22 protein-coding genes are annotated in these 24,373 nt (G+C 65.2%); 17 read left to right on the top strand and 5 right to left on the bottom strand.

Annotated elements, in window-relative coordinates; translation table 11 throughout:
- Positions 1-5: 5 nt before the first annotated feature.
- A complete protein-coding gene (locus ACTU6V_RS08780) occupies positions 6-797 on the bottom strand; it encodes an IclR family transcriptional regulator (protein ID WP_443468130.1) in 792 nt (263 codons plus the stop codon).
- Positions 798-902: 105 nt separating this feature from the next.
- Here ACTU6V_RS08780 and ACTU6V_RS08775 point away from each other — a divergent pair, with 105 nt between their 5' ends.
- The 3 genes from ACTU6V_RS08775 to ACTU6V_RS08765 are packed head-to-tail and all read left to right on the top strand — an operon-like array spanning position 903 to position 3,510.
- Positions 903-1,679 (top strand): CoA transferase subunit A, encoded by a 777-nt coding sequence (locus tag ACTU6V_RS08775; protein ID WP_443468131.1) that lies wholly within the window; start codon positions 903-905, stop codon positions 1,677-1,679.
- 2 nt (positions 1,680-1,681) lie between these two features.
- Positions 1,682-2,335, top strand: coding sequence for a 3-oxoacid CoA-transferase subunit B (locus ACTU6V_RS08770; protein WP_443468132.1), 654 nt, complete (start codon positions 1,682-1,684; stop codon positions 2,333-2,335).
- A complete protein-coding gene (locus tag ACTU6V_RS08765) occupies positions 2,332-3,510 on the top strand; it encodes an acetyl-CoA C-acetyltransferase (RefSeq protein ID WP_443468133.1) in 1,179 nt (392 codons plus the stop codon). Before ACTU6V_RS08770 ends, ACTU6V_RS08765 begins: the two co-directional genes overlap by 4 nt.
- A gap of 65 nt (positions 3,511-3,575) precedes the next feature.
- On the opposite strand, the gene ACTU6V_RS08760 is transcribed toward ACTU6V_RS08765, so the two are convergent.
- Positions 3,576-3,872 (bottom strand): hypothetical protein, encoded by a 297-nt coding sequence (locus ACTU6V_RS08760; RefSeq protein WP_443468134.1) that lies wholly within the window; start codon positions 3,870-3,872, stop codon positions 3,576-3,578.
- A 141-nt stretch (positions 3,873-4,013) separates the two neighbouring features.
- On the opposite strand from ACTU6V_RS08760, the gene ACTU6V_RS08755 reads away from it, so the two are divergent.
- The 7 genes from ACTU6V_RS08755 to ilvC all read left to right on the top strand — a co-directional run bounded on the left by ACTU6V_RS08755 (position 4,014) and on the right by ilvC (position 12,708).
- Positions 4,014-5,249 carry an MFS transporter gene (locus tag ACTU6V_RS08755; RefSeq protein WP_443468135.1) on the top strand — a complete coding sequence of 412 codons (1,236 nt, stop codon included), beginning with the start codon at positions 4,014-4,016 and terminating at the stop codon, positions 5,247-5,249.
- Between the two features lie 34 nt (positions 5,250-5,283).
- Entirely contained in the window at positions 5,284-6,696 is a 1,413-nt protein-coding gene (locus ACTU6V_RS08750) for an alpha,alpha-trehalose-phosphate synthase (UDP-forming) (protein WP_443468136.1), read from the top strand.
- A gap of 13 nt (positions 6,697-6,709) precedes the next feature.
- A complete protein-coding gene (gene otsB, locus ACTU6V_RS08745) occupies positions 6,710-7,507 on the top strand; it encodes a trehalose-phosphatase (protein WP_443468137.1) in 798 nt (265 codons plus the stop codon).
- Positions 7,508-7,516: 9 nt separating this feature from the next.
- Entirely contained in the window at positions 7,517-9,235 is a 1,719-nt protein-coding gene (ilvD, locus tag ACTU6V_RS08740) for a dihydroxy-acid dehydratase (protein ID WP_443468138.1), read from the top strand.
- A 69-nt stretch (positions 9,236-9,304) separates the two neighbouring features.
- Complete coding sequence (locus ACTU6V_RS08735) at positions 9,305-11,107, top strand: acetolactate synthase large subunit (protein ID WP_443468139.1); 1,803 nt, start codon at positions 9,305-9,307, stop codon at positions 11,105-11,107.
- Between the two features lie 3 nt (positions 11,108-11,110).
- Positions 11,111-11,620, top strand: a complete 510-nt coding sequence (ilvN, locus tag ACTU6V_RS08730; RefSeq protein WP_443468140.1) for an acetolactate synthase small subunit — start codon at positions 11,111-11,113, stop codon at positions 11,618-11,620.
- Between the two features lie 59 nt (positions 11,621-11,679).
- Complete coding sequence (gene ilvC / locus ACTU6V_RS08725; RefSeq protein ID WP_443468141.1) at positions 11,680-12,708, top strand: ketol-acid reductoisomerase; 1,029 nt, start codon at positions 11,680-11,682, stop codon at positions 12,706-12,708.
- Between the two features lie 72 nt (positions 12,709-12,780).
- Here the strand turns inward: ilvC and ACTU6V_RS08720 are convergent, their stop codons facing one another.
- Positions 12,781-15,672, bottom strand: a complete 2,892-nt coding sequence (locus ACTU6V_RS08720; RefSeq protein WP_443468142.1) for an FAD-binding and (Fe-S)-binding domain-containing protein — start codon at positions 15,670-15,672, stop codon at positions 12,781-12,783.
- 3 nt (positions 15,673-15,675) lie between these two features.
- On the opposite strand from ACTU6V_RS08720, the gene ACTU6V_RS08715 reads away from it, so the two are divergent.
- Complete coding sequence (locus ACTU6V_RS08715) at positions 15,676-16,347, top strand: GntR family transcriptional regulator (RefSeq protein ID WP_443468143.1); 672 nt, start codon at positions 15,676-15,678, stop codon at positions 16,345-16,347.
- A 2-nt stretch (positions 16,348-16,349) separates the two neighbouring features.
- On the opposite strand, the gene ACTU6V_RS08710 is transcribed toward ACTU6V_RS08715, so the two are convergent.
- Complete coding sequence (locus tag ACTU6V_RS08710) at positions 16,350-17,282, bottom strand: hypothetical protein (protein ID WP_443468144.1); 933 nt, start codon at positions 17,280-17,282, stop codon at positions 16,350-16,352.
- 73 nt (positions 17,283-17,355) lie between these two features.
- Here ACTU6V_RS08710 and ACTU6V_RS08705 point away from each other — a divergent pair, with 73 nt between their 5' ends.
- From ACTU6V_RS08705 to serA, 3 genes are all read left to right on the top strand, one after another.
- Complete coding sequence (locus tag ACTU6V_RS08705; RefSeq protein ID WP_443468145.1) at positions 17,356-17,838, top strand: hypothetical protein; 483 nt, start codon at positions 17,356-17,358, stop codon at positions 17,836-17,838.
- On the top strand, positions 17,835-18,170 hold the full coding sequence (locus ACTU6V_RS08700; protein WP_443468146.1) for a hypothetical protein: 336 nt from the start codon (positions 17,835-17,837) through the stop codon (positions 18,168-18,170). The genes ACTU6V_RS08705 and ACTU6V_RS08700 overlap by 4 nt, the downstream gene beginning before the upstream one ends.
- A gap of 124 nt (positions 18,171-18,294) precedes the next feature.
- Complete coding sequence (serA, locus tag ACTU6V_RS08695; RefSeq protein ID WP_443468147.1) at positions 18,295-19,899, top strand: phosphoglycerate dehydrogenase; 1,605 nt, start codon at positions 18,295-18,297, stop codon at positions 19,897-19,899.
- A 6-nt stretch (positions 19,900-19,905) separates the two neighbouring features.
- Here the strand turns inward: serA and ACTU6V_RS08690 are convergent, their stop codons facing one another.
- A complete protein-coding gene (locus ACTU6V_RS08690; protein ID WP_443475431.1) occupies positions 19,906-20,448 on the bottom strand; it encodes a TetR/AcrR family transcriptional regulator in 543 nt (180 codons plus the stop codon).
- Positions 20,449-20,509: 61 nt separating this feature from the next.
- Between ACTU6V_RS08690 and ACTU6V_RS08685 the strand changes: the two genes are divergently transcribed.
- The 3 genes from ACTU6V_RS08685 (at position 20,510) to ACTU6V_RS08675 (ending at position 24,295) form a co-directional block, all read left to right on the top strand.
- Positions 20,510-22,045 carry an MFS transporter gene (locus ACTU6V_RS08685; RefSeq protein ID WP_443468149.1) on the top strand — a complete coding sequence of 512 codons (1,536 nt, stop codon included), beginning with the start codon at positions 20,510-20,512 and terminating at the stop codon, positions 22,043-22,045.
- A 61-nt stretch (positions 22,046-22,106) separates the two neighbouring features.
- Complete coding sequence (locus tag ACTU6V_RS08680; protein ID WP_443475430.1) at positions 22,107-23,156, top strand: 3-isopropylmalate dehydrogenase; 1,050 nt, start codon at positions 22,107-22,109, stop codon at positions 23,154-23,156.
- Between the two features lie 44 nt (positions 23,157-23,200).
- Entirely contained in the window at positions 23,201-24,295 is a 1,095-nt protein-coding gene (locus ACTU6V_RS08675; protein WP_443475429.1) for a branched-chain amino acid aminotransferase, read from the top strand.
- Positions 24,296-24,373: the final 78 nt, after the last annotated feature.

Raw genomic sequence — 24,373 nt, 5'->3', positions numbered from 1 at the left:
GCAGCTCAATGCGAGGTGCGGCTGCTGATGCGAGAGGACAGCTGGTGAGCGTGCGCCAGGAGGGTGCGTCCTAGGTCCGCCAGGCGATCAGCGCCGAAGCGGAATTCAACCCCCGTCAGGCTCAACGCCCATTCCGGCCGTCCAGCGCGGTCGAACACTGCGGCCCCCATGCCCCAGCTGCCGTTCACGATGAGACCGGGGTTCACCGCGTAGCCGCGTTCCTTCGTCTCGGCCAGTCGTCGGCGCAGGGGAGAGAGCCCGTGCGTGCGTCCCCAGCGTTGGCTGAGCTCTGGGTGGCGCTCCAGATACGCATCCACATCGTGGTCAGGGAGAAAGGACAGGATGGCGAGCCCTGCGCTTGCAACGCCGAGGGGGAACCGCACTCCTTCGCTCAGCACGAAGGAGCGGATCGGGAACGCTCCCTCCTCGCGCAGCAGGCAGACCGTCTCGTCCGCGCGGCGCACCGAGAGGAAGGCGCTCTCCTCGGTCTTCACAGCCAGCGAGCGGACGATATCGCGCGCGAGTGCAGTGATGTCGTAACGGGCTGCGGCCACTGATCCCATGAGGAACAGCTCCGGTCCCGGCATCCATCGGGCGGTCTCCTCATCGCGATCGACGAGGCCTTCGGCGCGCAGTGCGCTCAGCAGTCGATGCGCGGTCGATCGGGAGAGATCGGCGGAACGCGCAAGGGACTGCACCGTCGCGCCCTCCTCACCGCTGGACGTCACCAGTCGCAACAGGCGGGCGGCACGCGCCACGGCCTGCGCGCCGGGTACCGTACGATCGTGGGTGTCCATAATGTGGACACTAGTCGGCGATTCGCCCATATCGCAAGAGCGGGTTTCGACCCGAAGCACGCGAAGGCGGATGCTGGAAGAAGACCTCACACGAAGGAGTGCTGCGTGATCGACAAGCAATGGGCCTCGGCTACCGAAGCCGTCGCAGATATCCCGGACGGCGCGTCCCTGGCAGTCGGAGGGTTCGGTCTCTCGGGCAACCCGATCGCGCTCATCGAAGCGCTGCTCGCGCAGGGGACCACGAACCTCAGCGTCGTCAGCAATAACTGCGGCGTGGACGACTGGGGCCTTGGTATCCTGCTGAACGCACAGCGCATCCGAAAGATGACCTCGTCGTACGTCGGCGAGAACAAGGAGTTCGAACGGCAGTTCCTCTCGGGCGAACTCGAGCTGGAGCTCACGCCTCAGGGCACTCTCGCCGAGAAGCTGCGTGCCGGCGGTTCTGGAATCGCCGCGTTCTTCACCCAGACGGGTGTCGGTACGCAGGTCGCCGAGGGCGGTCTGCCGCGTCGCTATAACGCAGATGGCTCGATCGCTGTGGCGTCTCCCGTGAAAGACGTGCGGTCCTTCGAGATCAACGGCGTGGCGAAGGACTTCGTCCTCGAAGAGGCGATTGCGACCGACTACTCACTCGTACACGCCGCGGTCGGGGACCGGCACGGCAACCTCGTCTTCAACAAGGCCGCGCGCAACTTCAACCCGCTGGCAGCCATGGCGGGTCGGGTCTGCATCGCCCAGGTCGAGGAACTCGTCGAACCCGGCGAGATCGATCCAGACAGCGTGCACCTTCCCGGCGTGTTCGTGCACCGCATCATCGAAGTGGGAACCGACATCGAGAAGCGCATCGAGCGTCGCACCGTCACTCAGAGCGAAGGAGCCTGATCATGGCACTCACCCGCCAGCAGATGGCCGCACGGGCGGCCGCGGAGCTCATCGACGGCTCCTACGTCAACCTCGGCATCGGCCTCCCGACACTCGTTCCGAACTACGTCCCCGAGGGCGTCACCGTGGTTCTTCAGTCCGAGAACGGCATCCTCGGTGTCGGACCATACCCGACCGAGGACGCGGTCGATCCCGACCTGATCAACGCAGGCAAGGAGACCGTCACGACGCTTCCGGGTACGGCGTTCTTCGACTCCGCCACGAGCTTCGGCATGATCCGCGGCGGCAAGATCGATGCGGCGATCCTCGGGGCCATGCAGGTGTCGGCCACCGGTGACCTCGCGAACTGGATGATCCCGGGAAAGATGGTCAAGGGGCCCGGCGGCGCCATGGACCTCGTCCACGGCGCAGGGCGCCTCATCATCCTCATGGAGCACGTCGCGAAGGACGGTTCGCCGAAGATCGTGAACGAGTGCTCCCTTCCTCTCACCGGCAGGGGAGTCGCGCACCGCATCATCACGGATCTCGCCGTCATCGACGTGACCGATGCGGGCCTGGTGCTGGTCGAGACCGCGCCCGGCGTGAGCGTGCAGGACATCGTCGACGCGACAGAGCCGCCGCTCACCGTCTCTGAAGAATTGAAGGAGATCTCATGAGTGACATCGTCATCGTCGCGGCCGCGCGCACGCCGCAGGGCCGCCTGAAAGGTCAGCTCGCGTCGTTCACCGCTCCGCAGCTCGGATCCTTCGCGATCAAGGGCGCTCTGGCACAGGCATCCATTGACCCGTCCGCGATCGACGCCGTGATCGTCGGGCAGGTGCTCGCGGCCGGTTCCGGCCAGAACGCCGCACGCCAGGCATCGATCGGCGCCGGTATCGGCTGGGATGTGCCTGCGCATTCGGTGAACAAGGTCTGCTTGTCTGGCCTCACCGCGATCATCGACGCGGCCCGCATGATCCGAACACGGGATGCCACGACGGTGGTCGCAGCAGGCATGGAATCCATGACCCGCGCCCCGCACCTGCTGATGGGTTCGCGCGATGGCTGGACCTACGGAAGCGTGGAGGTGCTTGACCACATGGCCTTCGACGGCCTCACCGACGCGTACGACAACGAGAGCATGGGCGCCTCCACAGAGCGTCACAATGAGCGCTTTGAGCTCACGCGGGAGGCGCAGGACGAGGTAGCCGCACGCTCTCACCAGCGCGCGGCTACCGCGATGGATGCCGGCGTGTTCGATGACGAGATCGTCACCGTCGAGGTACCGCAGCGGCGCGGTGAGCCGATCGTCGTCACCCGCGATGAGGGCGTGCGCCCTGAGACCACTGCCGAAACGCTCAGCAGGCTGCGCGCAGCATTCGCCGACGGCGGATCGATCACTGCGGGCAACTCTTCGCAGATCTCTGACGGCGCATCAGCTGTCGTCGTCACGACGCGCGAGAACGCCGAGGCGCAGGGGTGGCCGGTTCTCGCCACGATCGGCGCGAGCGGACAGACCGCCGGCCCCGACAACTCGCTGCAGGCGCAGCCAGCTCAGGCCATTGTGCGAGCACTCGACAAGCAGGGGCTCACTGCGGCCGATCTCGACCTGGTCGAGATCAACGAGGCCTTCGGCGCCGTCGTCGCACGCTCGCAGACCGAACTCGGCGTTTCGAGCGACATCGTGAACATCCACGGTGGCGGCATCGCGATGGGTCACCCCATCGGCGTCTCCGGCAACCGGCTCGTTGTGCACATGGCGCACGAGCTCGCACGGCGGGGGAGCGGAACCGTGGCCGTAGGGCTCTGCGGAGGCGGCGGTCAGGGTGAGGCGCTCATCCTCACCCGCTGAGATCGAGCCCGCCGCGCCGGGCGCGCACTGAGCACGCCGCGGCGTGGGGAGAGCTCACGAGTGAGTCAGCGGCGGCTCTTGGCGTGCCCTTGGGCATCGGCGAGCGCCTTCTGCGACCGGAACTGAAGCCGCTGAGCCTTCTTCGCCTTCTTGACCGATTGCGGCGAGTCGGCATCGACGAGCTGTCCGGTTCGCTCCCGCCTCATGTCGACGACAGCGCCGATCGCGAGGGAGAGAGTGATGCCCCAGCTCACCCATGAGAGCGCAGCGCGCCAGGTGATCGGTTCATCGCGCGTGCCGCGCAGCAGTGACACTCCTGCGGAGATCGCTGCGATGAGTCCGGTGCTGAAGAGGTAACGCATGGCACCAACCTACCTGCGCTCAGGTGTCCCAGGTAGAATGACTCCGGCGCGTGAGCGCTTGAAGCTGTGTATCTACCGGCCGTCGGCATCCTGACGGAAAGCGGCGACACCTGATCCCGCGTCTTCGAACGCGCGAGAGTCATGATCCAGACACACGCACCCGTTTCGGCGAGTCTCCTTCGACGAACCGGCCTCCCTTACTTTCTGATCGCCTTCGTTGCGCGACTCCCCTTCGCGATGATGGTCGTCGGTGTTTTGACTGTCGTCGTCTCCGCGCGCGGGTCGTTGTCGCTCGGCGGACTGACCTCCGCTGCCGTCGGGCTCGGTACAGCGTGCTTCGGCCCGCTCCTCGGGGCCGCGGCAGATCGTTTCGGTCAACGTCCTGTGCTCATCATTCTCACGATCGTCAACAGCGTGATGCTGGTCGTCTTCGCGCTGGTGGTCTACAGCCCATCGGCAGATGCTCTCGTGCTGGTGGCGGCCATGGGCATCGGAGCATCCGCACCTCAAGTCGCGCCGATGTCGCGTTCTCGGCTCGTGGCGATCATCAGCGAGCAGATACCGGAGAACCGCCGCAGTCGCGTTCTCTCCGGCACGATGTCGTACGAGTCCGCCGCGGATGAGACGGTGTTCGTCTTCGGTCCGTTCCTGGTGGGCATCTTCGGCTCCCTGATCGCCCCTTGGGCTCCGCTGATCGGCGCTGCAGCACTCACGCTCATCTTCGTGGGGGCCTTCGCCCTGCATCCGAGCGGCCGCCATGTGTCAGCCGACCGCGACGACGACGGTCGTGCGCCCTCCGCGGCCTCAGAACTGCTTCGGCCGAACCTGCTCATCGTGGTGATCGGAATCCTCGGTGTCGGTCTCTTCTTCGGCACGATGCTCACGTCGTTGACGGCGTTCATGGCTGATCGTGGTGCGCCGGAAGAGGCAGGTCTCCTCTACGGGGTCATGGGTGTCGGATCGGCACTCCTCGCGCTCGGGGTCGCATGGCTTCCGCCGCGATTCTCACTGCGGGCGCGCTGGCTGGTGTTCTCTGGCATCCTTCTGGCGGCGTCGTTCCTGCTTCCGTTCGCCGACTCGCCCGTCACGATGGCGTGGGCTCTGGCAGCGATGGGCATCGGGATCGGACCGACCCTGGTGACGCAGTACAGTTTCGGGGCTGCGCGCAGCCCGCTCGGACGATCGGCGACAGTGATGACGATGCTCGGCTCAGGGGTGATCGTCGGGCAGTCGATCGGATCCGCTGTCACCGGTGAGATCGCGCAGAGCTTCGGCACGCAGGCGTCGCTGCTTCTGCCCATCGCTTCCGCGGCGATCGTGCTCTTCGCAGGCATCCTGAACTGGTTCGCCAGCCGCACCCATCCCCGCAGTCGATAGCCTGGGGGTTCATCACCGGCATCGAGGAGCTCCCATGGACACCGCAGAATTCGTCGTCGTCGCAAACAGGCTTCCGGTCGACAGAGTGGTGGGGGAGCACGGCGAAGAGATCTGGCGCACGTCCCCAGGTGGTCTGGTCGCTGCCCTTGAGCCAGTGATGCAGAACGTGGACGGCGCGTGGGTGGGGTGGGCCGGGCAAGCCGACCTCGAGCTCGAGCCGTTCGTCGAGGACGGCATTCGGCTCATCCCGATCGCGCTCAGCGAGGCGGAAGTCGCCGAGTACTACGAGGGCTTCGCGAACGACACGATCTGGCCTCTGTACCACGACGTGATCGCACCTCCCCAATACCACCGGGAGTGGTGGGATGCCTACGTCACAGTGAACCGTCGCTTCGCAGAAGCCGCGGCGGCAGTCGTGGCAGAGCATGGCACGGTCTGGGTGCACGACTATCAGCTCCAGCTCGTGCCCGAGATGGTGCGCGCGCTGCGGCCGGATGTGACGATCGGCTACTTCCACCACATCCCATTCCCCGCACACGGCCTGTACGCCCAGCTGCCGTGGCGCGACCAGGTGCTGCGCGGCCTGCTCGGCGCCGACGTGATCGGCTTCCAGCGCGCTCAGGACGCGGTCAACTTCCTCACCGCAGTGCGGCGTCGCTTGCAGCACGAGGTCAAGGGATCCATCGTCACCGTCCCAGGCGAGAGCCGCTCGCGCCCAGTGCTCGCCAAAGCCTTCCCGATCTCCATCGACACCTCGCCGTATCTCGAGCTCATCGAAAAGCCCGAAGTGCGCGCTCGTGCAGCCGAGATCCGCGAGAGTCTGGGCAACCCGAAGCGCATCCTGCTCGGCGTCGACCGCCTCGATTACACCAAGGGCATCCGCCATCGCATCAAGGCGTACGGCGAGCTTCTCGCCGAGGGGCGCCTCCACGTCGAAGACGTGACGCTCATCCAGGTGGCCAGCCCGAGCCGTGAGCGCGTCGACGCCTACGTGCACCTGCGCGACGAGATCGAGCTGGCGGTGAGCCGGATCAATGGCGACACCGACACGATGGGGCACAGCGCGATCAGGTACCTGCATCAGGGATTCCCCCGCGAAGAGATGGTGGCCCTCTATCTCGCCGCCGACGTGATGCTCGTGACGGCGCTGCGTGACGGGATGAACCTCGTCGCCAAGGAGTACATCGCCACCAGGGCCGACAACCGCGGAGTTCTCGTGCTCAGCGAGTTCACGGGTGCAGCAGACGAGCTGCGCCGGGCCGTCCGAGTGAACCCGCATGACATCGAAGGCCTGAAGGATGCGATCATGGCGGCCGTCGAAATGACACCTGGCGAGCAAGGCCGACGCATGCGTCCGCTTCGCAAGCGGGTGCTCGAGCACGATGTGAATGCGTGGTCGTCCTCATTTATCAAGGCCCTCGCCGAAGTACACGCGCGGCACGCATGAGAGAAGAGATGAAATGACACACCGCTGGAATCGTGAACCCGCTGACGAGGCTCTGACCGCCATCGCGCGCACAGAACGCCTGGTCGTCGCTTTGGACTTCGACGGCACAGCATCTCCGCTCGTGCTCGACCCGATGGCGGCGCGCGCACTGCCCGAGGTGAAAGTCCAGCTAGAGCGGTTGGCGGCCCTGCCGGACACCTTCGTCGCGTACGTCTCAGGGCGCAGCATGAATGACCTGCGAGTGATCGCCGAGCACACGGATGACTCCGCCATCGCTCTGGCAGGATCGCACGGTGCGCAGTACTGGTTCCCAGGCCTCGGGGAGGTCGACATCGCGGACGCGGTGATGGAAGACGGCGCGCGCGAAAGCCTGTGGGCGGCTGCGCAGCCCATCGTCGACCGCTACGAGGGCGCACAGCTCGAGCCGAAGACGTTCGGCATGGGAATCCACACCCGCCGTGCGACGCCTGAAGCGGAGGCTGCGGTCTTCACTGAAGTCGACGCGCTCGTGGCCGAGCAGTTCCCGCACTGGCGACGCAGGGCTGGGCATCGCGTTCTCGAGTTCTCATCGCGCGTGGAAGGCAAGGATGCGGCGATGACTGTTCTTCGCGAACACTTCGATGCCACCGGCATCCTATTCGCCGGAGACGATGTCACCGACGAAGACGCCATGCAGGTGCTCGGCGCCGGAGATCTCGGCGTTCGTGTCGGACCCGGTGAATCATCCGCTGTGCTGCGTGTGGACACTCCACAAGACATCGCGGCTCTTCTGGAGGTGCTCGCGTCCGAACGCTCCTCCCGACGGGAATAGACTGCCGTCATGTCCTCGCAAGATCCTTCTTCACACGCGTCCCCAGACATCAAGCCCCGCAGCCGTGTCGTCACCGACGGAATCGAGGCGACGACCTCCCGAGGCATGCTTCGTGCCGTCGGCATGGGGGATGAGGATTGGGACAAGCCGCAGATCGGTATCGCATCCAGCTGGAACGAGATCACACCCTGCAACCTGAGCCTTGATCGCCTTGCGCAGGGCGCCAAAGAAGGCGTGCACTCCGGAGGCGGGTACCCGCTGCAGTTCGGCACGATCTCGGTGTCGGACGGCATCTCGATGGGCCACGAAGGCATGCATTTCTCGCTGGTGTCGCGCGAGGTCATCGCCGACTCTGTCGAGACGGTCATGATGGCTGAGCGGCTTGACGGCAGCGTGCTGCTGGCAGGGTGCGACAAGTCGATCCCCGGCATGCTGATGGCCAGTGCTCGCCTCGACCTGTCCAGCGTGTTCCTGTATGCCGGCTCCATCGCTCCCGGATGGGTCAAGCTCTCGGACGGCACCGAGAAGGACGTCACGATCATCGACTCCTTCGAGGCCGTCGGTGCGTGCCGCGCGGGTCTCATGAGCGAAGAAGATCTCAAGCGCATCGAGTGCGCGATCGCGCCCGGCGAGGGCGCCTGCGGTGGCATGTACACCGCCAACACCATGGCATCGGTCGCGGAAGCACTCGGACTCAGCCTGCCCGGCTCTGCCGCACCGCCCGCCGCAGACCGCCGTCGCGACTACTTCGCGCACCGCTCGGGTGAAGCAGTCGTCAACCTGCTTCGCCAGGGCATCACGACACGTGACATCCTCACGAAGGAGGCCTTCGAGAACGCGATCGCACTCGCCATGGCGCTCGGGGGCTCGACCAACGTCGTGCTGCACCTGCTGGCGATCGCCCGTGAGGCGGACGTCGAGCTGAACCTGCACGACTTCAACCGCATCGGTGACAAGGTCCCGCACGTAGCCGACATGAAGCCGTTCGGTCAGTACGTCATGAATGACGTCGACCGTCACGGCGGCATCCCCGTCATCATGAAGGCCATGCTCGATGAGGGGCTGCTGCACGGCGACGCCCTCACCGTCACGGGCAAAACGCTGGCCGAGAACCTCGCAGACCTCGACCCGCAGCCGATCGACGGCGAGGTCATCCACACCTTCGACAACCCGATCCACGCCACCGGCGGCCTGACGATTCTGCACGGATCCCTCGCACCGGAAGGCGCGGTCGTGAAGACCGCCGGCTTCGACGCCACGGTGTTCGAGGGCCCGGCGCGCGTATTCGAGCGCGAGCGGGCCGCGATGGATGCCGTCGCGAACGGCGAGATCAACGCCGGCGAGGTCATCGTCATCCGCTATGAGGGTCCGAAGGGCGGACCCGGCATGCGCGAGATGCTCGCCATCACCGCGGCCATCAAGGGTGCGGGGCTCGGAAAAGATGTACTACTCTTGACTGACGGACGATTCTCAGGCGGCACAACCGGCCTGTGCATCGGCCACATAGCACCCGAAGCGGTGGACGCAGGTCCTATCGCCTTCGTGCGCGATGGTGATCTGATACGGGTCGATATCGCAGCTCGCTCTCTTGACTTACTCGTCGATGAGGCAGAGCTCGCATCCCGCCGCTCTGGCTGGGAGCCGCTTCCCCCGCGCTATACCCGTGGCGTTCTGGCCAAGTACTCGAAGCTCGTGCGCTCCGCTGCGCAGGGCGCGACGACCGGCTGACACTGAGACAGGCTCAGGACCGATGGCAGGTTCGAGCGCTGACGACATCTGAGATCACCAAGGAAAGACATGACTGCTGACTCTGTTTCGGCCGTTCCACGGCCACCGTCCCCGAAGGCATCCGCCCCAGAGCTCACCGGCGCAGAAGCTGTCGTCCGTTCGCTGGAGCTGCTGGGAGTGACCGACGTGTTCGGCCTTCCTGGGGGTGCGATCCTCCCCGTCTACGACCCGCTGATGGATGCCAAAGACCTGCGTCACATCCTCGTGCGTCACGAGCAGGGCGCAGGACACGCGGCAGAGGGCTACGCATCGGCATCGGGCAAGGTGGGCGTGTGCATTGCGACCTCAGGGCCTGGCGCGACCAACCTGGTCACCGCGATCGCCGACGCATACATGGACTCCGTGCCGCTGCTTGCGATCACCGGACAGGTCTTCTCGAGCCTGATGGGCACGGACGCCTTCCAGGAGGCGGACATCGTCGGAATCACGATGCCCATCACAAAGCACTCGTTCCTCGTCAAGGACGCCGCGGACATCCCCGGCGCGATCGCTGCAGCGTACGAGATCGCTTCGACGGGGCGTCCTGGGCCCGTGCTCGTGGACATCACGAAGGACGCACAGCAGGAGACCGCTCCGTTCATCTGGCCGCCGAAGGTCGATCTGCCGGGCTACCGTCCGGTGACGAAGGCGCACGGCAAGCAGATCCAGGCCGCTGCAACACTGCTCGCCGAGGCGAAGAAGCCGGTGCTCTATGTCGGTGGTGGTGTCATTCGCGGGCGGGCGGCTGCTGAGCTGAAGGAACTCGCAGAGTCCACGGGTGCTCCCGTCGTGACCACGCTGATGGCGCGGGGTGCGTTCCCGGACTCGCACGAGCAGCACCTCGGCATGCCTGGAATGCACGGCACCGTCCCCGCAGTGCTCGCGCTTCAGGAATCCGACCTCATCGTCTCGCTCGGTGCGCGCTTCGACGACCGAGTGACCGGAAAGGTCGCTCTGTTTGCCCCGCACGCCAAGGTCGTGCACGTCGACATCGACCCGGCCGAGATCTCCAAGATCCGCACCGCCGACGTGCCGATCGTGGGCGATGTCCGCGATGTCCTCATCGATCTGGATGCCGCGTTCCGCGGAACCATCGGCACCACCAAGCCCGACATCTCGGACTGGTGGTCCTACCTCGACGGCCTTCGCGACGAGTTCCCGCTCGGGTACTCGGAACCCAGCGACGGTCTGCTCGCGCCGCAGTACGTGATCCAGCGCATCGGAGAACTGACCGGACCGGAGGGCATCTACGCCGCCGGCGTCGGACAGCACCAGATGTGGGCCGCGCAGTTCATCAAGTATGAGCGCCCCAACGCCTGGTTGAACTCCGGTGGCGCCGGCACGATGGGCTATTCAGTCCCTGCAGCCATGGGCGCCAAGGTCGCAGAGCCCGACCGCGTCGTTTGGTCGATCGATGGCGACGGCTGCTTCCAGATGACCAACCAGGAGCTCGCCACCTGTGCGATCAACAACATCCCGATCAAGGTTGCGATCATCAACAACTCCTCCCTGGGGATGGTCCGCCAGTGGCAGACCCTCATCTACGGCAGCCGGTACTCCAACACCGACCTGAACACCGGACACGACTCCATTCGGATCCCGGACTTCGTCAAGCTCGCCGACGCATACGGCTGCCTTGCGATCCGAGTCGAGAAGGAAGAAGACGTCGACGCCGCGATCAAACTGGCCCTTGAGACCAACGATCGCCCGGTCGTCATCGACTTCGTCGTCTCCGCCGACGCGATGGTGTGGCCGATGGTGCAGCAGGGCCTGAGCAACAACTACATTCAGTACGCACGCGATCATGCCCCCGCGTTCGATGAGGAGATCTGAACCATGTCGAAGCACGTGCTGAGCCTCCTTGTCGAGGACACGCCGGGCCTGCTGACGCGCGTCGCAGGACTCTTCGCGCGACGCGGATTCAACATTGAATCACTTGCGGTCGGTATCACCGAAGTGCCGGGCATCTCCCGCATCACGGCGGTGGTCGACGTCGAAGAGCTGCCGCTCGAGCAGGTGACCAAGCAGCTGAACAAGCTGATCAACGTCATCAAGATCGTCGAGCTCGAGCCGGCGAGTTCGGTGCAGCGCCAGCACGTGCTGGTGAAGGTGCGCACCGACAACACGACGCGCTCGAACGTGATCGAGGTCGTCAACCTGTTCCGCGCGTCGGTCGTCGACTACGCCTCTGATGCACTGGTGATCGAGGTCACCGGAGATCGCGGCAAGGTCGATGCGCTGCTGCGCGCGCTCGAGCCCTTCGGCATCAAGGAGATCGCGCAGTCTGGTCTTCTCGCCATCGGCCGCGGTGGCAAGAGCATCACGGAGCGCGTTCTGCGCGGCTGACCCTTCGACAAGCTCAGGGACCGACGTCCCGATCAACCACAATCAAGGAGAAATACAACGTGAGTACTGAGATCTTCTACGACGACGACGCCGACCTGTCCCTCATCCAGGGCAAGAAGGTCGCAATCGTCGGCTACGGCTCGCAGGGCCACGCCCACGCGATGAACCTGCGCGACTCGGGCGTCGAGGTCACCATCGCGCTGAAGGACGGCTCGAAGTCGATCGCCAAGGCTGAGGAGGCCGGCTTCTCGGTCAAGAACGTCGCGGATGCCACCGCTTGGGCCGACGTCATCATGATCCTGGCTCCGGACCAGCACCAGCGCACGATCTACTCGGAGTCGATCGCCCCGAACCTCTCCACGGGCAAGACGTTGGCGTTCGCCCATGGCTTCAACATTCGCTTCGGCTACATCGACGCTCCTGAGGGCGTTGACGTCATTCTCGTCGCTCCCAAGGCTCCTGGACACACCGTGCGCCGCGAGTTCGTCGCAGGCCGTGGCATCCCGGACATCATCGCCGTCGAGAAGGATGCTTCGGGTCAGGCCTGGGCGCTTGCGCTTTCCTACGCGAAGGCCATCGGCGGAACGCGTGCCGGCGTCATCAAGACGACCTTCACCGAAGAGACCGAGACCGACCTCTTCGGCGAGCAGGCTGTGCTCTGCGGTGGCATGAGCCACCTCGTGCAGGCCGGCTTCGAGACGCTCGTCGAGGCCGGCTACCAGCCGCAGATCGCCTACTTCGAGGTGCTGCACGAGCTCAAGCTCATCGTCGACCTCATGTGGGAGGGCGGTATCGCCAAGCAGCGCTGGTCGATCTCCGACACTGCTGAGTACGGCGACTACGTCTCCGGTCCCCGCGTGATCGACGCTCGTGTCAAGGAGAACATGCAGGGCGTTCTCGCCGACATCCAGTCCGGTGCCTTCGCCAAGCGCTTCATCGAGGACCAGGACAATGGTGCGAAGGAGTTCCAGGAACTGCGTGCCAAGGAAGAGAAGCACCCGATCGAGGTGACTGGCAAGGAGCTGCGTTCGCTCTTCGCTTGGAAGCAGCAGGACGAGGATTACGTCGACGGCTCTGCCGCGCGCTGATCCACCGCTTCGAAGAAAGGGCGCCCCTCGCGGGGCGCCCTTTCTCATTATTCCGCGGGATTCCGCGTCGACTCACCGGGTGAGTTCTTCGAGCACCTCGACGACGTGACGATAGGGCTTGCCGGTTGCACGGGTCATGCCGATCTCACAGGTCCGGTTCGCCGAGACGAAGGCATCGAAGCCGCCGCGCTCGGCGTCGGCCTCAGTCAGTTCAGCCGTTTCAACGGCCGTCGCGCTTTCGGTGAGCTCAGGGTGCAGCATCCCGCGGTCGCCGGCGAATCCGCAGCATCCCCACCCGTCCGGGACGTACACCTCGTTCGCCACCGCTGCCGCAAGTGCGGTCAGCGCTCCCGTCGCCCCGAGAGCGGTGGTCGAGCACGTCGGGTGCACCGCAATCGATTCGAGCTTCGCTGAAACAGTGAGCCGGGGGAGCACCTCTCGCGCGACGAAGGTGGTCGCATCTTCTATGCGCATTCCGGAATATTCCGGATACTCTGCGAGCGACTTCGCCAGCATCACGTGCAGTCCCTCCGTGCACGAGGCGGCGTCGCAGACGATCGGGAGCTGGCCGTGACGGCTCGCCTCCCAGAGGTTGGAGAGCACGCGCTCGGTCATCCGGTCGTAGCCCGAGAGCTGCCCCTTCGACTTCCACGGTGTGCCGCAGCAGAGGCTGCCTGCGTCCTCTGGGATCACAATGGGGATGCCGGTGCGATCGAGCAGCGCGCGCACGGCGTCGCGCGAGCCTTCACCATGACCTTCCGGTCCGAACATCGTCCCGATGCATGCGCCGAAGAACACCGCCTGTGCGTCAGCGGGATTCGACGCCTTCGGGGCGGGCGAGCCGCCGCGGGGGAGGTCTCCGTCGTAGAGCGGCACAGTATCCGCGCCGAGAACCGCTCGTCCGAGCTGCGTGGCTCCGCGCACGAGCTGAGCGGGCAAGGCATCCGCGATCGTGAGCGCAACGCCCCCGATCCGCGTCACCGCGCCCCAGCCCCGGGCTGCAGCATCCCACACGCCGTCCTCGAGCTTCGATGCCTCTTCGGCGCGCAGCCGGCGCACCAGATCTCCGGTGTTGATGTCGACCGGGCAGGCCACCGCGCACATCCCGTCGACGGCGCAGGTCTGCACCCCGTCGTAGTCGTAGTCGGCACGCAGATCCTTCAGGAGCTCAGTATCGCCCTGCTCTTCTGCCCACGCCATGTCACGCCGCAAGACGATCCGCTGGCGGGGAGTGAGGGTGATGTCCTTGCTCGGACACGTGGGCTCGCAGTATCCGCACTCCACACAGCGATCGACTTCGCTCTCGACGGTCGGCACGCGCTTGAGGTCCTGCAGGTAGGACTCGGCGTCCTCGGAGAGCACGACCCCGGGGTTCAGGATCCCCTGGGGATCGACCAGGCGCTTGATCTCCCACATCAGGTCGGTGAGGAAATCTCCGTATTGGCGACGCACAAACGGCGCCATGATCCGTCCGGTGCCGTGTTCAGCCTTCAGCGACCCGGCCTGTGCGAGCACGAGGTCCACGAGATCATCGGTGAAGCGGCGGTACCGCGCGAGGCTCTCCGCATCGTCGAAGCGCTCCTTGAGGAGGAAGTGCACATTACCGTCTTTGGCGTGGCCGAAGATGACGCAGTCTTTGTAGTCGTGGATGGCGAACAGCTCGATCAGCCGCTCGCACGTCGCCAGCAGCCTGTCGACCGGAACGACGATGTCTTCGAGCAGTGCGGTCGTGCCGGACGGGCGGGCACCGGCGACGGCCGTGTACAGGCCCTTGCGGACACTCCACAGCGAGGCGCGCTGGGCGGCATCGGTCGTCAGCGCGGGTTCGACGGCGAGGGGGAGGGCGCGGAAACGGCCCAGGGCGCGCTCGCTCTTCTCGACGAGCTCGTCCGGATCGGACGCATGCACCTCGACGAGGAGCGCTGCGTGCGCGTCGACCGTGATGCTCGCGATGGATGTGGGGACATCGCTCAGCCCCTGTGCGACGCGGAGCGATGCGGCATCCATCAGCTCGATCGTTGCGAGGTGCTGCGCGACCAGATCGGGAAGAGCTCCCATGGCATCCGCGAGGGATTCGAAGACGAGCAGTCCCGTGGCGATCTGCGGGCGCACCTCCACAGTGCGGAACCGGGCTTCGGCGACGAACGCCAAGGTGCCCTCGGATCCGATCACGAGGTGTTCGAGAATCTTCACCGGATCATCGAAATCGACCAGTGAGTTCAGCCCGTAACCCATCGTGTTCTTCATCGAGAACTGTCGGAGGATGAACTCGACCGACTCCGGGTCGGCGAGAAGCCGTTCTCGCAGAGTCAGCAGGCCCTCCGCGAGGGCCGGCTCCGCGGACTGGAGCTGCTCGAGCGCGTCGGGCGCGCCGGTGTCGAGAACGGTTCCGCTCGGCAGCACGAGCAGCAGCGAATCTACCGTCTGATACGAGTTCTCCGTGACACCGCAGGCCATACCGCTGGAGTTGTTCGCGATGACGCCACCGATCGTGCACGCGATCTCGCTCGCGGGATCAGGGCCGAGCTTTCGCCGGTAGCGGGCCAGACGCGTATTGACCTGGCGCACGGTGGCGCCCGGCTCGACGCGAACCAGACGCCCTTCGTCTTCGACGTGGATGCCGCGGAAATTGCTTCGAGTGTCGACGAGGACATCACCGGATACGGCCTGACCAGAAAGGCTCGTCCCGCCCGAACGGAAAGTGAGCGTTCGCCCAGCGGCGCGCACGGCATCGAAGGTGCGAGCGACTCCGGCGGCGTCTTGCGGGGTGAGGACGGCGTCGGGGATCAGGAGGTAGTGCGACGCGTCATGCGCTCGCGCGAACCGGTCGATTGAGCGCGAGGAGATCGCCGTCTGGGAGCCGAGTCGCTCAACGTCGAGCGGATGCGCGAGAGTCGTGGACACGACAGCCTCCAAAAGTTGTCTGACAAGAATACAGGGGAGTCTAGTCTCGTCTAGGCTCATGATGTGACAAGCACGGATGAACCCCTCGGCATCGTCGGAGTCGTCGACGCTGTCACGCGTCGACTTCGCTCGCAGATCCTCTCCGGGGAGATCGCCGCTGACGCCGCACTGACCGAGGCGAAAGTCTCAGCATCCTTCGGCGTCGCCCGACCCAGCGCGAAAGCAGCGATCGAACAGCTCGTCGCCTCTGGGCTGTTGGTGCGCACAGCGCATCGTTCCGCGCGGCTCGTGGCGATCGATGCGGCGATGGTGCACGACGTCTACCGCACCCGCACGAGGTTGGAGAGCGCGGCCCTGCGCGAGCTTGCGGCAGGCCGGAGCGTTGTTCCCGCTGCCGCGCACGCGAACGCAGAGATCTTCGCGATGGATCCAGGACCGGATGCTGCAACCGTCGAACCTGACCTTCGCTTTCACACTGCGCTCATCGACGGCATCGCGAGCCCGCGGACTTCACGCATGTATGCCAGCGTGCTCGACGAGGTGCGCCTGTGCATGGCGCAGGTGCAGAATCGAAGACTGCTCGATGCGCGCGACATCGCCACGCAGCACGCTGACATCCTCGACGCTGTCGCGGCAGGCGATGGCGAACGCGCTGCGGCGCTGCTGGCCGCGCATCTCGGCGCGGCCGAACAGCGCCTGGTCGAGGCGTTGGGGGAGTGCACGCACTCCGAGTGAGGCTATTCGCTCTCGCTGCCCGACGCGTCCTGAATCTCGATCGGGGCATCCGCAGGGTCCGCCCAGACGGGAGCGGGGAGCATGGTGTTCACCGCTCCGCCCTGGATCGCGCGGAGTGCATCAGCGATCTCGTCGGCATTCTCCGGCACCGCGAGGCCGCACGTGCGCAGCTCAGAGGCGAACTTCAGCGTCAGACGGATCTTTCCCGCTTCGATGGCCTGCGCCGTCGTGCCGGTGCGCTTCTCGCTGCCGGTCTGGATGTCGGAGACCTCTTCGCACACGTGGTAAACGGATCCACCGTCGACCCAGACGACCTCGTCCTGTCCGAGCAGCTGGATGACCGTCGACTGGTCGGCGGTGTACTGCTCTACCGATGACGGGTTGTAGTCGATGCCGAGCGCGACAGCAGCGATGGCGAGAACGACACCGACGATGCCGGCCGTCGTCTTCTGCCCCTTGTCCATGTCCTTGTTGAGGAAGATCAGGATGACCAGCGGCAGGAACGCGATGACAGCGATGATCGCGCCCAGCTGATTTTGGACGAAGAACCTCACCGTGTCGGACTTCTTCGCCGGATCGAGCTTGTTCGCCTTCTTCCAGAGGAAAGAGCCGGTGATCGACAGCGCAGCGATCACGACCAGCACCACGATCAGGGTGATGAACGCCCACTGCGGGAACTGAGCGGAAACGCCCTGTTCCTCGAGCAGGCCGGTGTCGGCGTTACGAACGAGGACACCGTCCTCGCCGACGTATTCGCGCTGACGAAGCAGCCAGAAGATGGCCACGGCCTCGGCTGCGATCGCGACGGCCCAGAGCACCACCGCGATCCAGCGGAACATCGTGGCCTTCTGCTTCGCCTCCGCGGTCGGGGTCCAGGTACGTTCCGTCGTCGCTGCGACGTCGGATGCGGGCGACTTCTTCTTGTGTTCTGCCACGGTGGATCCCCCTTGTGATGCTGTGAACTCCCTGAGCATATCGGCAGCGCTTGCGGGTAGCTACGCTGGAGCCATGACATCGGATGCGGACGACGCGCTTTCCTGGGAAGGCGATGACGGTCACCCAGATCAGAAGAGCGCGGCCGAGGCCGAGCGCGAGCCAGTACTCCCGAAGGGCTGGAAGGCCGTCGGCAAAGACAGTACAGCGGTAGAAGATTCCGGTTCGGACGGCGCCATCGTCGACTCGGAGGAACCGCCCGCATTGAGCACTCCAATGCTGCTGCTGGCGGGGATCATGGGCGGGATCTACTTGCTCTACACGATCGGATGGATCATCGGGGGCTTCCGCCTGCAGGTGGGCGCGCTCTTCCTCATCCCAAACGTGATGTACCAGGTGGGCGTCTGGGCGGCAGTGCTGGCGCCAGCACTGTGGTTCACCGCGGTATGGCTGCTCACCCGTCACTCGCCATCCTGGCAGCGCATCCTCTGGCTCCTGGTGGGGGTCGTGCTGCTTGTGCCATGGCCATTCGTTATGACGGGGGCGGTGGGAGCATGAGCGAGCAGACTGTGCAGAGCAGGCCTTCGCTGGGCATTCTGAAGACGATCATCATCGGTGCCGCAGGTCTCTTCTACGCCTACGGTGTGTGGAATGCGATCGCGTATCTCGTGACATTCGCGCAGCTGGGGCTGAACGCGTACGGCTGGTTCGTGCTGATCTTCTCGGTGCTGTTCCCGATCCTCGTGTTCGCCGGGGCATTCGCTCTCGGCAGACGGCGCACTGCGCTGGAGCTCAGCGTGGTGATGATTGCGGGGCTCGGGTTGGTCGCGGTGTTCTGGATCAACGTCGTCGCCCTCAGTGCGGTCAACCCGCTGTCGTTGACCTCGTGACCCCGCGCGTCACATGAACGGAGTGGGCGCAAGGCTCAGGTAGGGTGGACACGATCGCGCCCCCGACGGTGTGCGGCGCATCGATCCCCATCCGCGCTGTGCCGCCAACTCGAAGGATCCGCCTGTGCCAAAGCCCGTCGTGCTCATTGCCGAAGTCCTCTCACCCGCAACGATCGAGGCGCTCGGCCCCGACTTCGACGTCCGTCAGGTGGACGGCACGGATAGAGAAACGCTGTTCTCGGCGCTGGCAGATGCAGACGCGGTCTTGGTGCGCTCGGCGACCAAGATGGATGCTGAGGCTCTCGGCCACGCCCCCAAGCTCAAGGTGATCGCACGTGCCGGCGTCGGCCTCGACAACGTAGACATCGCGGCTTCGACCAAGGCCGGGGTCATGGTGGTCAACGCCCCGACCTCGAACATCATCTCTGCCGCAGAGCTCACCTGCGCTCACATCCTGAGCCTTGCCCGCCACGTGCCCGCCGCCAACGCATCGCTCGCAGGCGGAGCGTGGAAGCGCAGCTCGTACACCGGCACCGAGCTGTTCGACAAGACGCTCGGCATTGTCGGCCTCGGTCGCATCGGCGCGCTCGTCGCCGCGCGCATGCAGTCGTTCGGCATGAAGATCGTGGCGTACGACCCCTACGTGACAAGTGCTCGCGCCCAGCAGCTCGGTGTCGAGCTGCGCACCCTCGATGAGCTCGTGGCCGAGGTCGACTTCCTCACCATCCACATGCCGAAGACCCCCGAGACCACGGGAATGATCAGCGCAGAGCAATTCGCTGCGATGAAGAACACGGCGTACGTCATCAACGTCGCCCGTGGCGGCCTGATCGACGAGGTCGCACTGCGCACCGCCCTGCAGAACGGCGAGATCGCCGGGGCCGGCCTCGACGTGTTCACCTCCGAGCCCCCTGCAGAGGGCGGCTCTGCACACGACCTGCTCGCGTTGCCGAACGTCGTCGTCACCCCGCACCTGGGAGCCTCGACCGACGACGCGCAGGAGAAGGCGGGCATTTCGGTGGCCCGCTCGGTCAAGCTCGCGCTCGAAGGAGACCTCGTCCCGGATGCGGTGAACGTCGCCGGTGGCGTGATCGACCCGTTCGTGCGTCCTGGGATCGCGCTGGTCGAAAAGCTCGGACAGATCTTCAGCGGACTGGCAGGCTCCGCAGTCACGACCCTCGACATCGAGGTTCGCGGCGAGCTCGCGGACTACGACGTGAGCGTGTACAAGCTTGCAGCCCTCAAGGGCATCCTCTCCAACGTGGTCAGTGAGAACGTCTCATACGTCAACGCACCGCTGTTCGCCGAACAACGTGGCATCGAAGCGCGTCTGATCGTCGAGAAGGAAAGCCCCGAGTACCGCAACCTCACAACGCTTCGCGGCGCCCTCGCCGATGGCACTGTTCTCTCGGTCGCGGGAACCCTCGCAGGCACACGAATGGTGGAGAAGATCGTCGGCATCAACGGTCACGATATCGAGGTTCCGATCGAGACGAACCACATCGTCATGCAGTACATCGATCGTCCAGGCATCGTCGCTGTCTATGGCCAGAAGTTCGGTGACGCAGGCATCAACATCGCCGGCATGCAGGTCGCTCGCCGTGCCGCCGGTGGCGAGGCGCTCACCGTTCTCACCGTCGACTCCCGGGTTCCGGATGAGCTGCTCGCCGAGGTCGGTGAGGCTATCGAGGCCACACTCATGAAGCAGATCGAGATCGCCGAGGTCTGAGCCGACTCACGTGGCTGCGCGCGTGACCAGATCCACCAGCGCGCGCAGCTCGGCATCGCGGGGGACCAGCGGCTCAAGGCCCTGCGCGTCGAGCGAGTTGTTGAAGTACAGCCCGTCACTGACGAGGAGTACGAGGTCGAGCGCGGTCTCGTCGCGCACATGCGGCCTGATCGCCTCGCCCCAGCTGCGCCGGGTGTCGCGCAGTGCGCGCACAGCGTCGGGTGATCCGCCCTGCGCGAGGCGCGAGACGGCGATGAGCGCGCGGTCGAGCGGCTCGTTCTCCATGACGGATGTGCGGATGTAATACGCGACAGGGCCTTCGGATGCCGCAGCCATCTCTTCGAGATCTGCTTCGACGAGACGCTCCAGGCGTGTGATCATGCCCGCAGCGAGATCGTCCTTCGAAGCGAAGTGATATAGCAGCCCGCCCTTGGACACTCCCGCCGACTTCGCGGTGGCATCCAGAGTGGCCGTCCGTTCGCCGTCCTCGATGAGGATCACTTCAAAGGCGTCCAGGACGCGTTCGCGTGCCAGGGGAGGGCGAGACATATCTGTTACTATACCAGCCGGACGGTTTAGTAACAGGATCGTCATCTCTGATGAGGAACTCATGACCAACTCTCCGTCGACGGACACCGCTGGCTTTAACGCACCGCGCGCAGGCGCGCGCGGATGGTTGGCGCTCGTCGTCCTCATGCTCCCGGTGCTGCTCGTCTCTGTCGACAACACCGTGCTGAGCTTTGCGCTGCCCGAGATCTCGCTGGCTCTTTCGCCTTCCGGTGCGCAGCAGCTGTGGATCATCGACGCCTACCCGCTCGTGCTGGCGGGGCTCCTCGTGACGATGGGAACGCTCGGGGACCGGTTCGGACGCCGACGGATGCTTCTGATCGGCGCGACGGGATTCGCGGCAGTATCCGTGCTCGCCGCGTTCGCGCCCACCGCTGAGCTCCTGATCGCAGCGCGTGTGATGCTCGGATTCTTCGGTGCGATGCTCATGCCGTCAACGCTGTCGCTGCTGCGCTCGATCTTCCAGAACCGAGACCAGCGCCGCATGGCCATCGCTGTCTGGGCATCCGCGTTCTCTGCGGGTTCTGCGCTCGGTCCGATCGTCGGCGGTTTTCTGCTGGAGCACTTCGGGTGGGGATCTGTGTTCCTCATCGCCGTGCCGGTGCTTATTCCGCTTCTGATCGCCGCGCCGCTGCTCGTGCCAGAGAGCCGCGACCCGAATCCTGGGAGGATCGACCCGATCAGCATCCTGCTCTCGATGGCTGCGATGATTACGGTCGTCTACGCCATCAAGTCCTTCGCTGTGGACGGCCCGACGCTGATCGCCACTGCGTGGGCACTGGGGGGCACCGTCATGGGCGTGATGTTCGTGCGTCGCCAGCTTCGCGCACCGATCCCGATGCTCGACATGGCCCTGTTCCGTCGGGGGACGTTCTCCGGTGCGATCCTCGTGAACCTGCTGAGCGTGGTGGCGCTGGTCGGATTCTTGTACTTCGTGCCGCAGCATCTTCAGCTCGTGCTTGGCATGTCGCCAATGTTGGCAGGACTCGCACTCGTGCCCGGCATGATCGCGGTCATCGTAGCCGGGCTGACGGTTGTCCCGATCTCGCGTCGGGTGCCTCCGCACATCGTCGTGCCCGCAGCCCTCGCGTTCTCAGTGATCGGCTACATCCTGGTGGCGTTCACGACCGAAGGACATGGCGTGATGCCGCTCGTGCTGGCATTCGTGGTGCTGGGGATCGGAATCGGCGCAGCCGAGACGATCTCCAACGAGCTGATTCTCTCGAGTGCCCCAGCCTCGAAAGCGGGTGCCGCGAGTGCCGTCTCCGAGACTGCGTATGAACTCGGCGCCGTACTCGGGACCGCGGTGCTCGGTGGGATCATCACGGCGTTCTACCGGGGCGCTCTCGTCGTTCCGGAAGCCATCCCCGCGGATGCGGCGGCGGCAGCGCGCGAGACTCTCGCAGGTGCCTACACGGCTGCGCAGCAGCTTGATGAACCGCTCAGCAGTGCACTGTGGACCGCGGCAGCAGCCGCTTTCGATTCCGGGGTGACTATCACCGCTCTGATCGGTGCAGCTTTGGTCGTCGTCGCCGGAGTCATCGCCGCTGCCACATTGCGCGTGGCACGTCCGCGCTGACAGTACGCTGGGATCACCTGCCCGTCGTCGTGCGCAGGGAACCCCGATGCAAGGAGTGCGCATGTCGCGTGTCGTGAAGCTGGCAATCATCCCGGGCGATGGTATCGGTCCAGAGGTCATCGCTGAGGCCGAACGTGTCCTCGACACCGTCACCGCGAACAGCGATGTGACCTTCGAGAAGACTCGCTTCGTACTGGGAGCAGCGCGCTACCTCGACACCGGTGACATCCTCACCGATGAGGACCTCGATTCGATCAAGACACAGGATGCCGTGCTTCTCGGTGCTGTCGGTGGCCAGCCCGGTGACCGGCGACTGAAGAACGTCAGCATCGAACGCGAGCTGCTCCTGAAGCTGCGGTTCTCCCTCGACCACTACGTGAACCTGCGGCCGTCGAAGCTGTACGCCGGTGCTCCCGGTCCGCTCTCCAACCCGGGCGAGATCGACTTCGTCGTCGTGCGTGAAGGTACTGAAGGGCCCTACACGGGCAACGGCGGTGCGATCCGCAGCGGTACAGTGCACGAGGTCGCCATCGAGACCAGCGTCAACACCGCCTACGGCGTCGAGCGCCTGGTTCGTCACGCCTTCGAGCTCGCAGAGCGCCGTCGGCGCAAGCTGAGCCTCGTGCACAAGACGAACGTGCTCGTGAACGCTGGGGGAATGTGGCAGCGCATCGTGAACGAAGTGGCTGCGGAGCATCCTGACGTGGCCGTAGACTATCTTCACGTCGACGCGGCGACGATCTTCCTGGTCACGAACCCGTCCCGCTTCGATGTGATCGTCACCGACAACCTCTTCGGCGACATTCTCACGGATCTGGCAGGTGCCGTCACCGGTGGCATCGGCCTCGCCGCGTCGGGCAACATCAATCCCTCAGGCGAATTCCCCTCGATTTTCGAACCCGTTCACGGCTCGGCCCCTGACATCGCAGGACAGCAGAAAGCCGACCCCACTGCGGCGATTCTGTCGGCATCACTGCTGCTCGATCATCTCGGGCTCACCGAGGAAGCCGCTCGAATCGCCAGCGCTGTGGAAGCCGACATCTCCGAACGGGACGGCTCGAGGACAACCACACAGGTCGGCGACGCCATCATCGCAAAGCTCCAGGCGTAATCTGGAGGCACGCGAGCGCCGCCGCAACGAACGCAGGATGTGAAATGACACCGATCGAAACCGAACTCGCCCCGCTCGAGTTCGCTGTGACCAAGAATCTCGCCGCGAAGGCTCCCGCCGAGCGCGAAGAGGCTCTCAAGAACCCAGGATTCGGCACGGTCTTCACCGACCACATGGTCGACATCTGCTGGTCGGCGCGTGGCGGCTGGCACCGCCCCAGGGTGCAGCCTTACGGGCCGATCCCGCTCGACCCGGCTGCGGCAGTGCTGCACTATGGTCAGGAAGTCTTCGAAGGGATCAAGGCGTATCGTCATGCCGATGGTTCGATCCACACCTTCCGGCCTCAGTCGAACGCGGAACGCATGCAGCGCAGCGCGCGCCGGATGGCGCTCCCAGAGCTTCCGACCGAGTACTTCCTGCAGTCGCTGCGCGAGCTCATCGCCGTCGACGCGGCCTGGACGCCGTCGGGAGCAGACCAGAGTCTGTACCTGCGGCCATTCATGTTCGCGAAAGAGGCGTTCCTCGGCGTTCGTCCGGCGCAGAAGGTTGCGTACTATCTGATCGCGAGCCCGGCCGGCTCGTACTTCAAGGGTGGAGTGAAGCCGGTGCGCATCTGGCTGTCCGAGACCTACACCCGCGCCGGCAAGGGCGGCACGGGGGCGGCGAAGACGGGCGGCAACTACGCGTCGAGCCTGCTGCCGCAGGCTGAGGCCTATGACAAGGGCTGTGACCAGGTCGTGTTCCTCGACCAGGACGGCAACGTCGAAGAGCTCGGCGGCATGAACGTCGTATTCGTGTACAAGGACGGACGTATCGTCACGCCGCAGTCCGACAGCATCCTTGAGGGCATCACTCGCGACTCACTGCTGCAACTCGCAGAGGACCGCGGGCACACCGTCGAGCGTCGCGCTGTCTCGCTGCAGGAATGGCGAGACGGTGTGGCATCGGGCGACATCATCGAGGTGTTCGCATGCGGCACCGCCGCTGTCGTCACCCCGATCGGCGCTCTCGTCACGGCTGATTTCGAAGAGGAGCAGCCGACCGGCGACCTTGCGCTCTCGCTGCGCGAAGAGCTCACCGACATCCAGTACGGGCGCGCGACCGACAAACACGGCTGGCTCTACCGGCTCGACGCCTGAGTTCTCGCTGGCGTCTCCACCGTCTCCACCGTCTCCACCGTCTCCACCGTCTCCACCGTCTCCACCGTCTCCACCGTC

The organism is Microbacterium zouquanmingi (genome assembly GCF_052266675.1).
GTDB lineage: Bacteria > Actinomycetota > Actinomycetes > Actinomycetales > Microbacteriaceae > Microbacterium.
Note: the sequence above shows the minus strand (reverse complement) of the source record. Positions and strands in the feature narration are given on the sequence as shown.

What these genes read in the sequence shown, in the direction of transcription:
- ACTU6V_RS08680 (WP_443475430.1), top strand. Translation starts at nt 22,107, where the DNA reads ATGTCGCGTGTCGTGAAGCTGGCAATCATCCCGGGCGATGGTATCGGT.
- ACTU6V_RS08770 (WP_443468132.1), top strand. Translation starts at nt 1,682, where the DNA reads ATGGCACTCACCCGCCAGCAGATGGCCGCACGGGCGGCCGCGGAGCTC.
- ACTU6V_RS08690 (WP_443475431.1), bottom strand. Translation starts at nt 20,448, where the DNA reads ATGTCTCGCCCTCCCCTGGCACGCGAACGCGTCCTGGACGCCTTTGAA.
- ACTU6V_RS08750 (WP_443468136.1), top strand. Translation starts at nt 5,284, where the DNA reads ATGGACACCGCAGAATTCGTCGTCGTCGCAAACAGGCTTCCGGTCGAC.
- ACTU6V_RS08685 (WP_443468149.1), top strand. Translation starts at nt 20,510, where the DNA reads ATGACCAACTCTCCGTCGACGGACACCGCTGGCTTTAACGCACCGCGC.
- ACTU6V_RS08780 (WP_443468130.1), bottom strand. Translation starts at nt 797, where the DNA reads ATGGACACCCACGATCGTACGGTACCCGGCGCGCAGGCCGTGGCGCGT.
- ACTU6V_RS08720 (WP_443468142.1), bottom strand. Translation starts at nt 15,672, where the DNA reads ATGAGCCTAGACGAGACTAGACTCCCCTGTATTCTTGTCAGACAACTT.
- ACTU6V_RS08755 (WP_443468135.1), top strand. Translation starts at nt 4,014, where the DNA reads ATGATCCAGACACACGCACCCGTTTCGGCGAGTCTCCTTCGACGAACC.
- otsB (WP_443468137.1), top strand. Translation starts at nt 6,710, where the DNA reads ATGACACACCGCTGGAATCGTGAACCCGCTGACGAGGCTCTGACCGCC.
- ACTU6V_RS08700 (WP_443468146.1), top strand. Translation starts at nt 17,835, where the DNA reads ATGAGCGAGCAGACTGTGCAGAGCAGGCCTTCGCTGGGCATTCTGAAG.
- ACTU6V_RS08705 (WP_443468145.1), top strand. Translation starts at nt 17,356, where the DNA reads ATGACATCGGATGCGGACGACGCGCTTTCCTGGGAAGGCGATGACGGT.
- ilvN (WP_443468140.1), top strand. Translation starts at nt 11,111, where the DNA reads ATGTCGAAGCACGTGCTGAGCCTCCTTGTCGAGGACACGCCGGGCCTG.
- ACTU6V_RS08675 (WP_443475429.1), top strand. Translation starts at nt 23,201, where the DNA reads ATGACACCGATCGAAACCGAACTCGCCCCGCTCGAGTTCGCTGTGACC.
- ACTU6V_RS08760 (WP_443468134.1), bottom strand. Translation starts at nt 3,872, where the DNA reads ATGCGTTACCTCTTCAGCACCGGACTCATCGCAGCGATCTCCGCAGGA.
- ilvD (WP_443468138.1), top strand. Translation starts at nt 7,517, where the DNA reads ATGTCCTCGCAAGATCCTTCTTCACACGCGTCCCCAGACATCAAGCCC.
- ACTU6V_RS08735 (WP_443468139.1), top strand. Translation starts at nt 9,305, where the DNA reads ATGACTGCTGACTCTGTTTCGGCCGTTCCACGGCCACCGTCCCCGAAG.
- ACTU6V_RS08765 (WP_443468133.1), top strand. Translation starts at nt 2,332, where the DNA reads ATGAGTGACATCGTCATCGTCGCGGCCGCGCGCACGCCGCAGGGCCGC.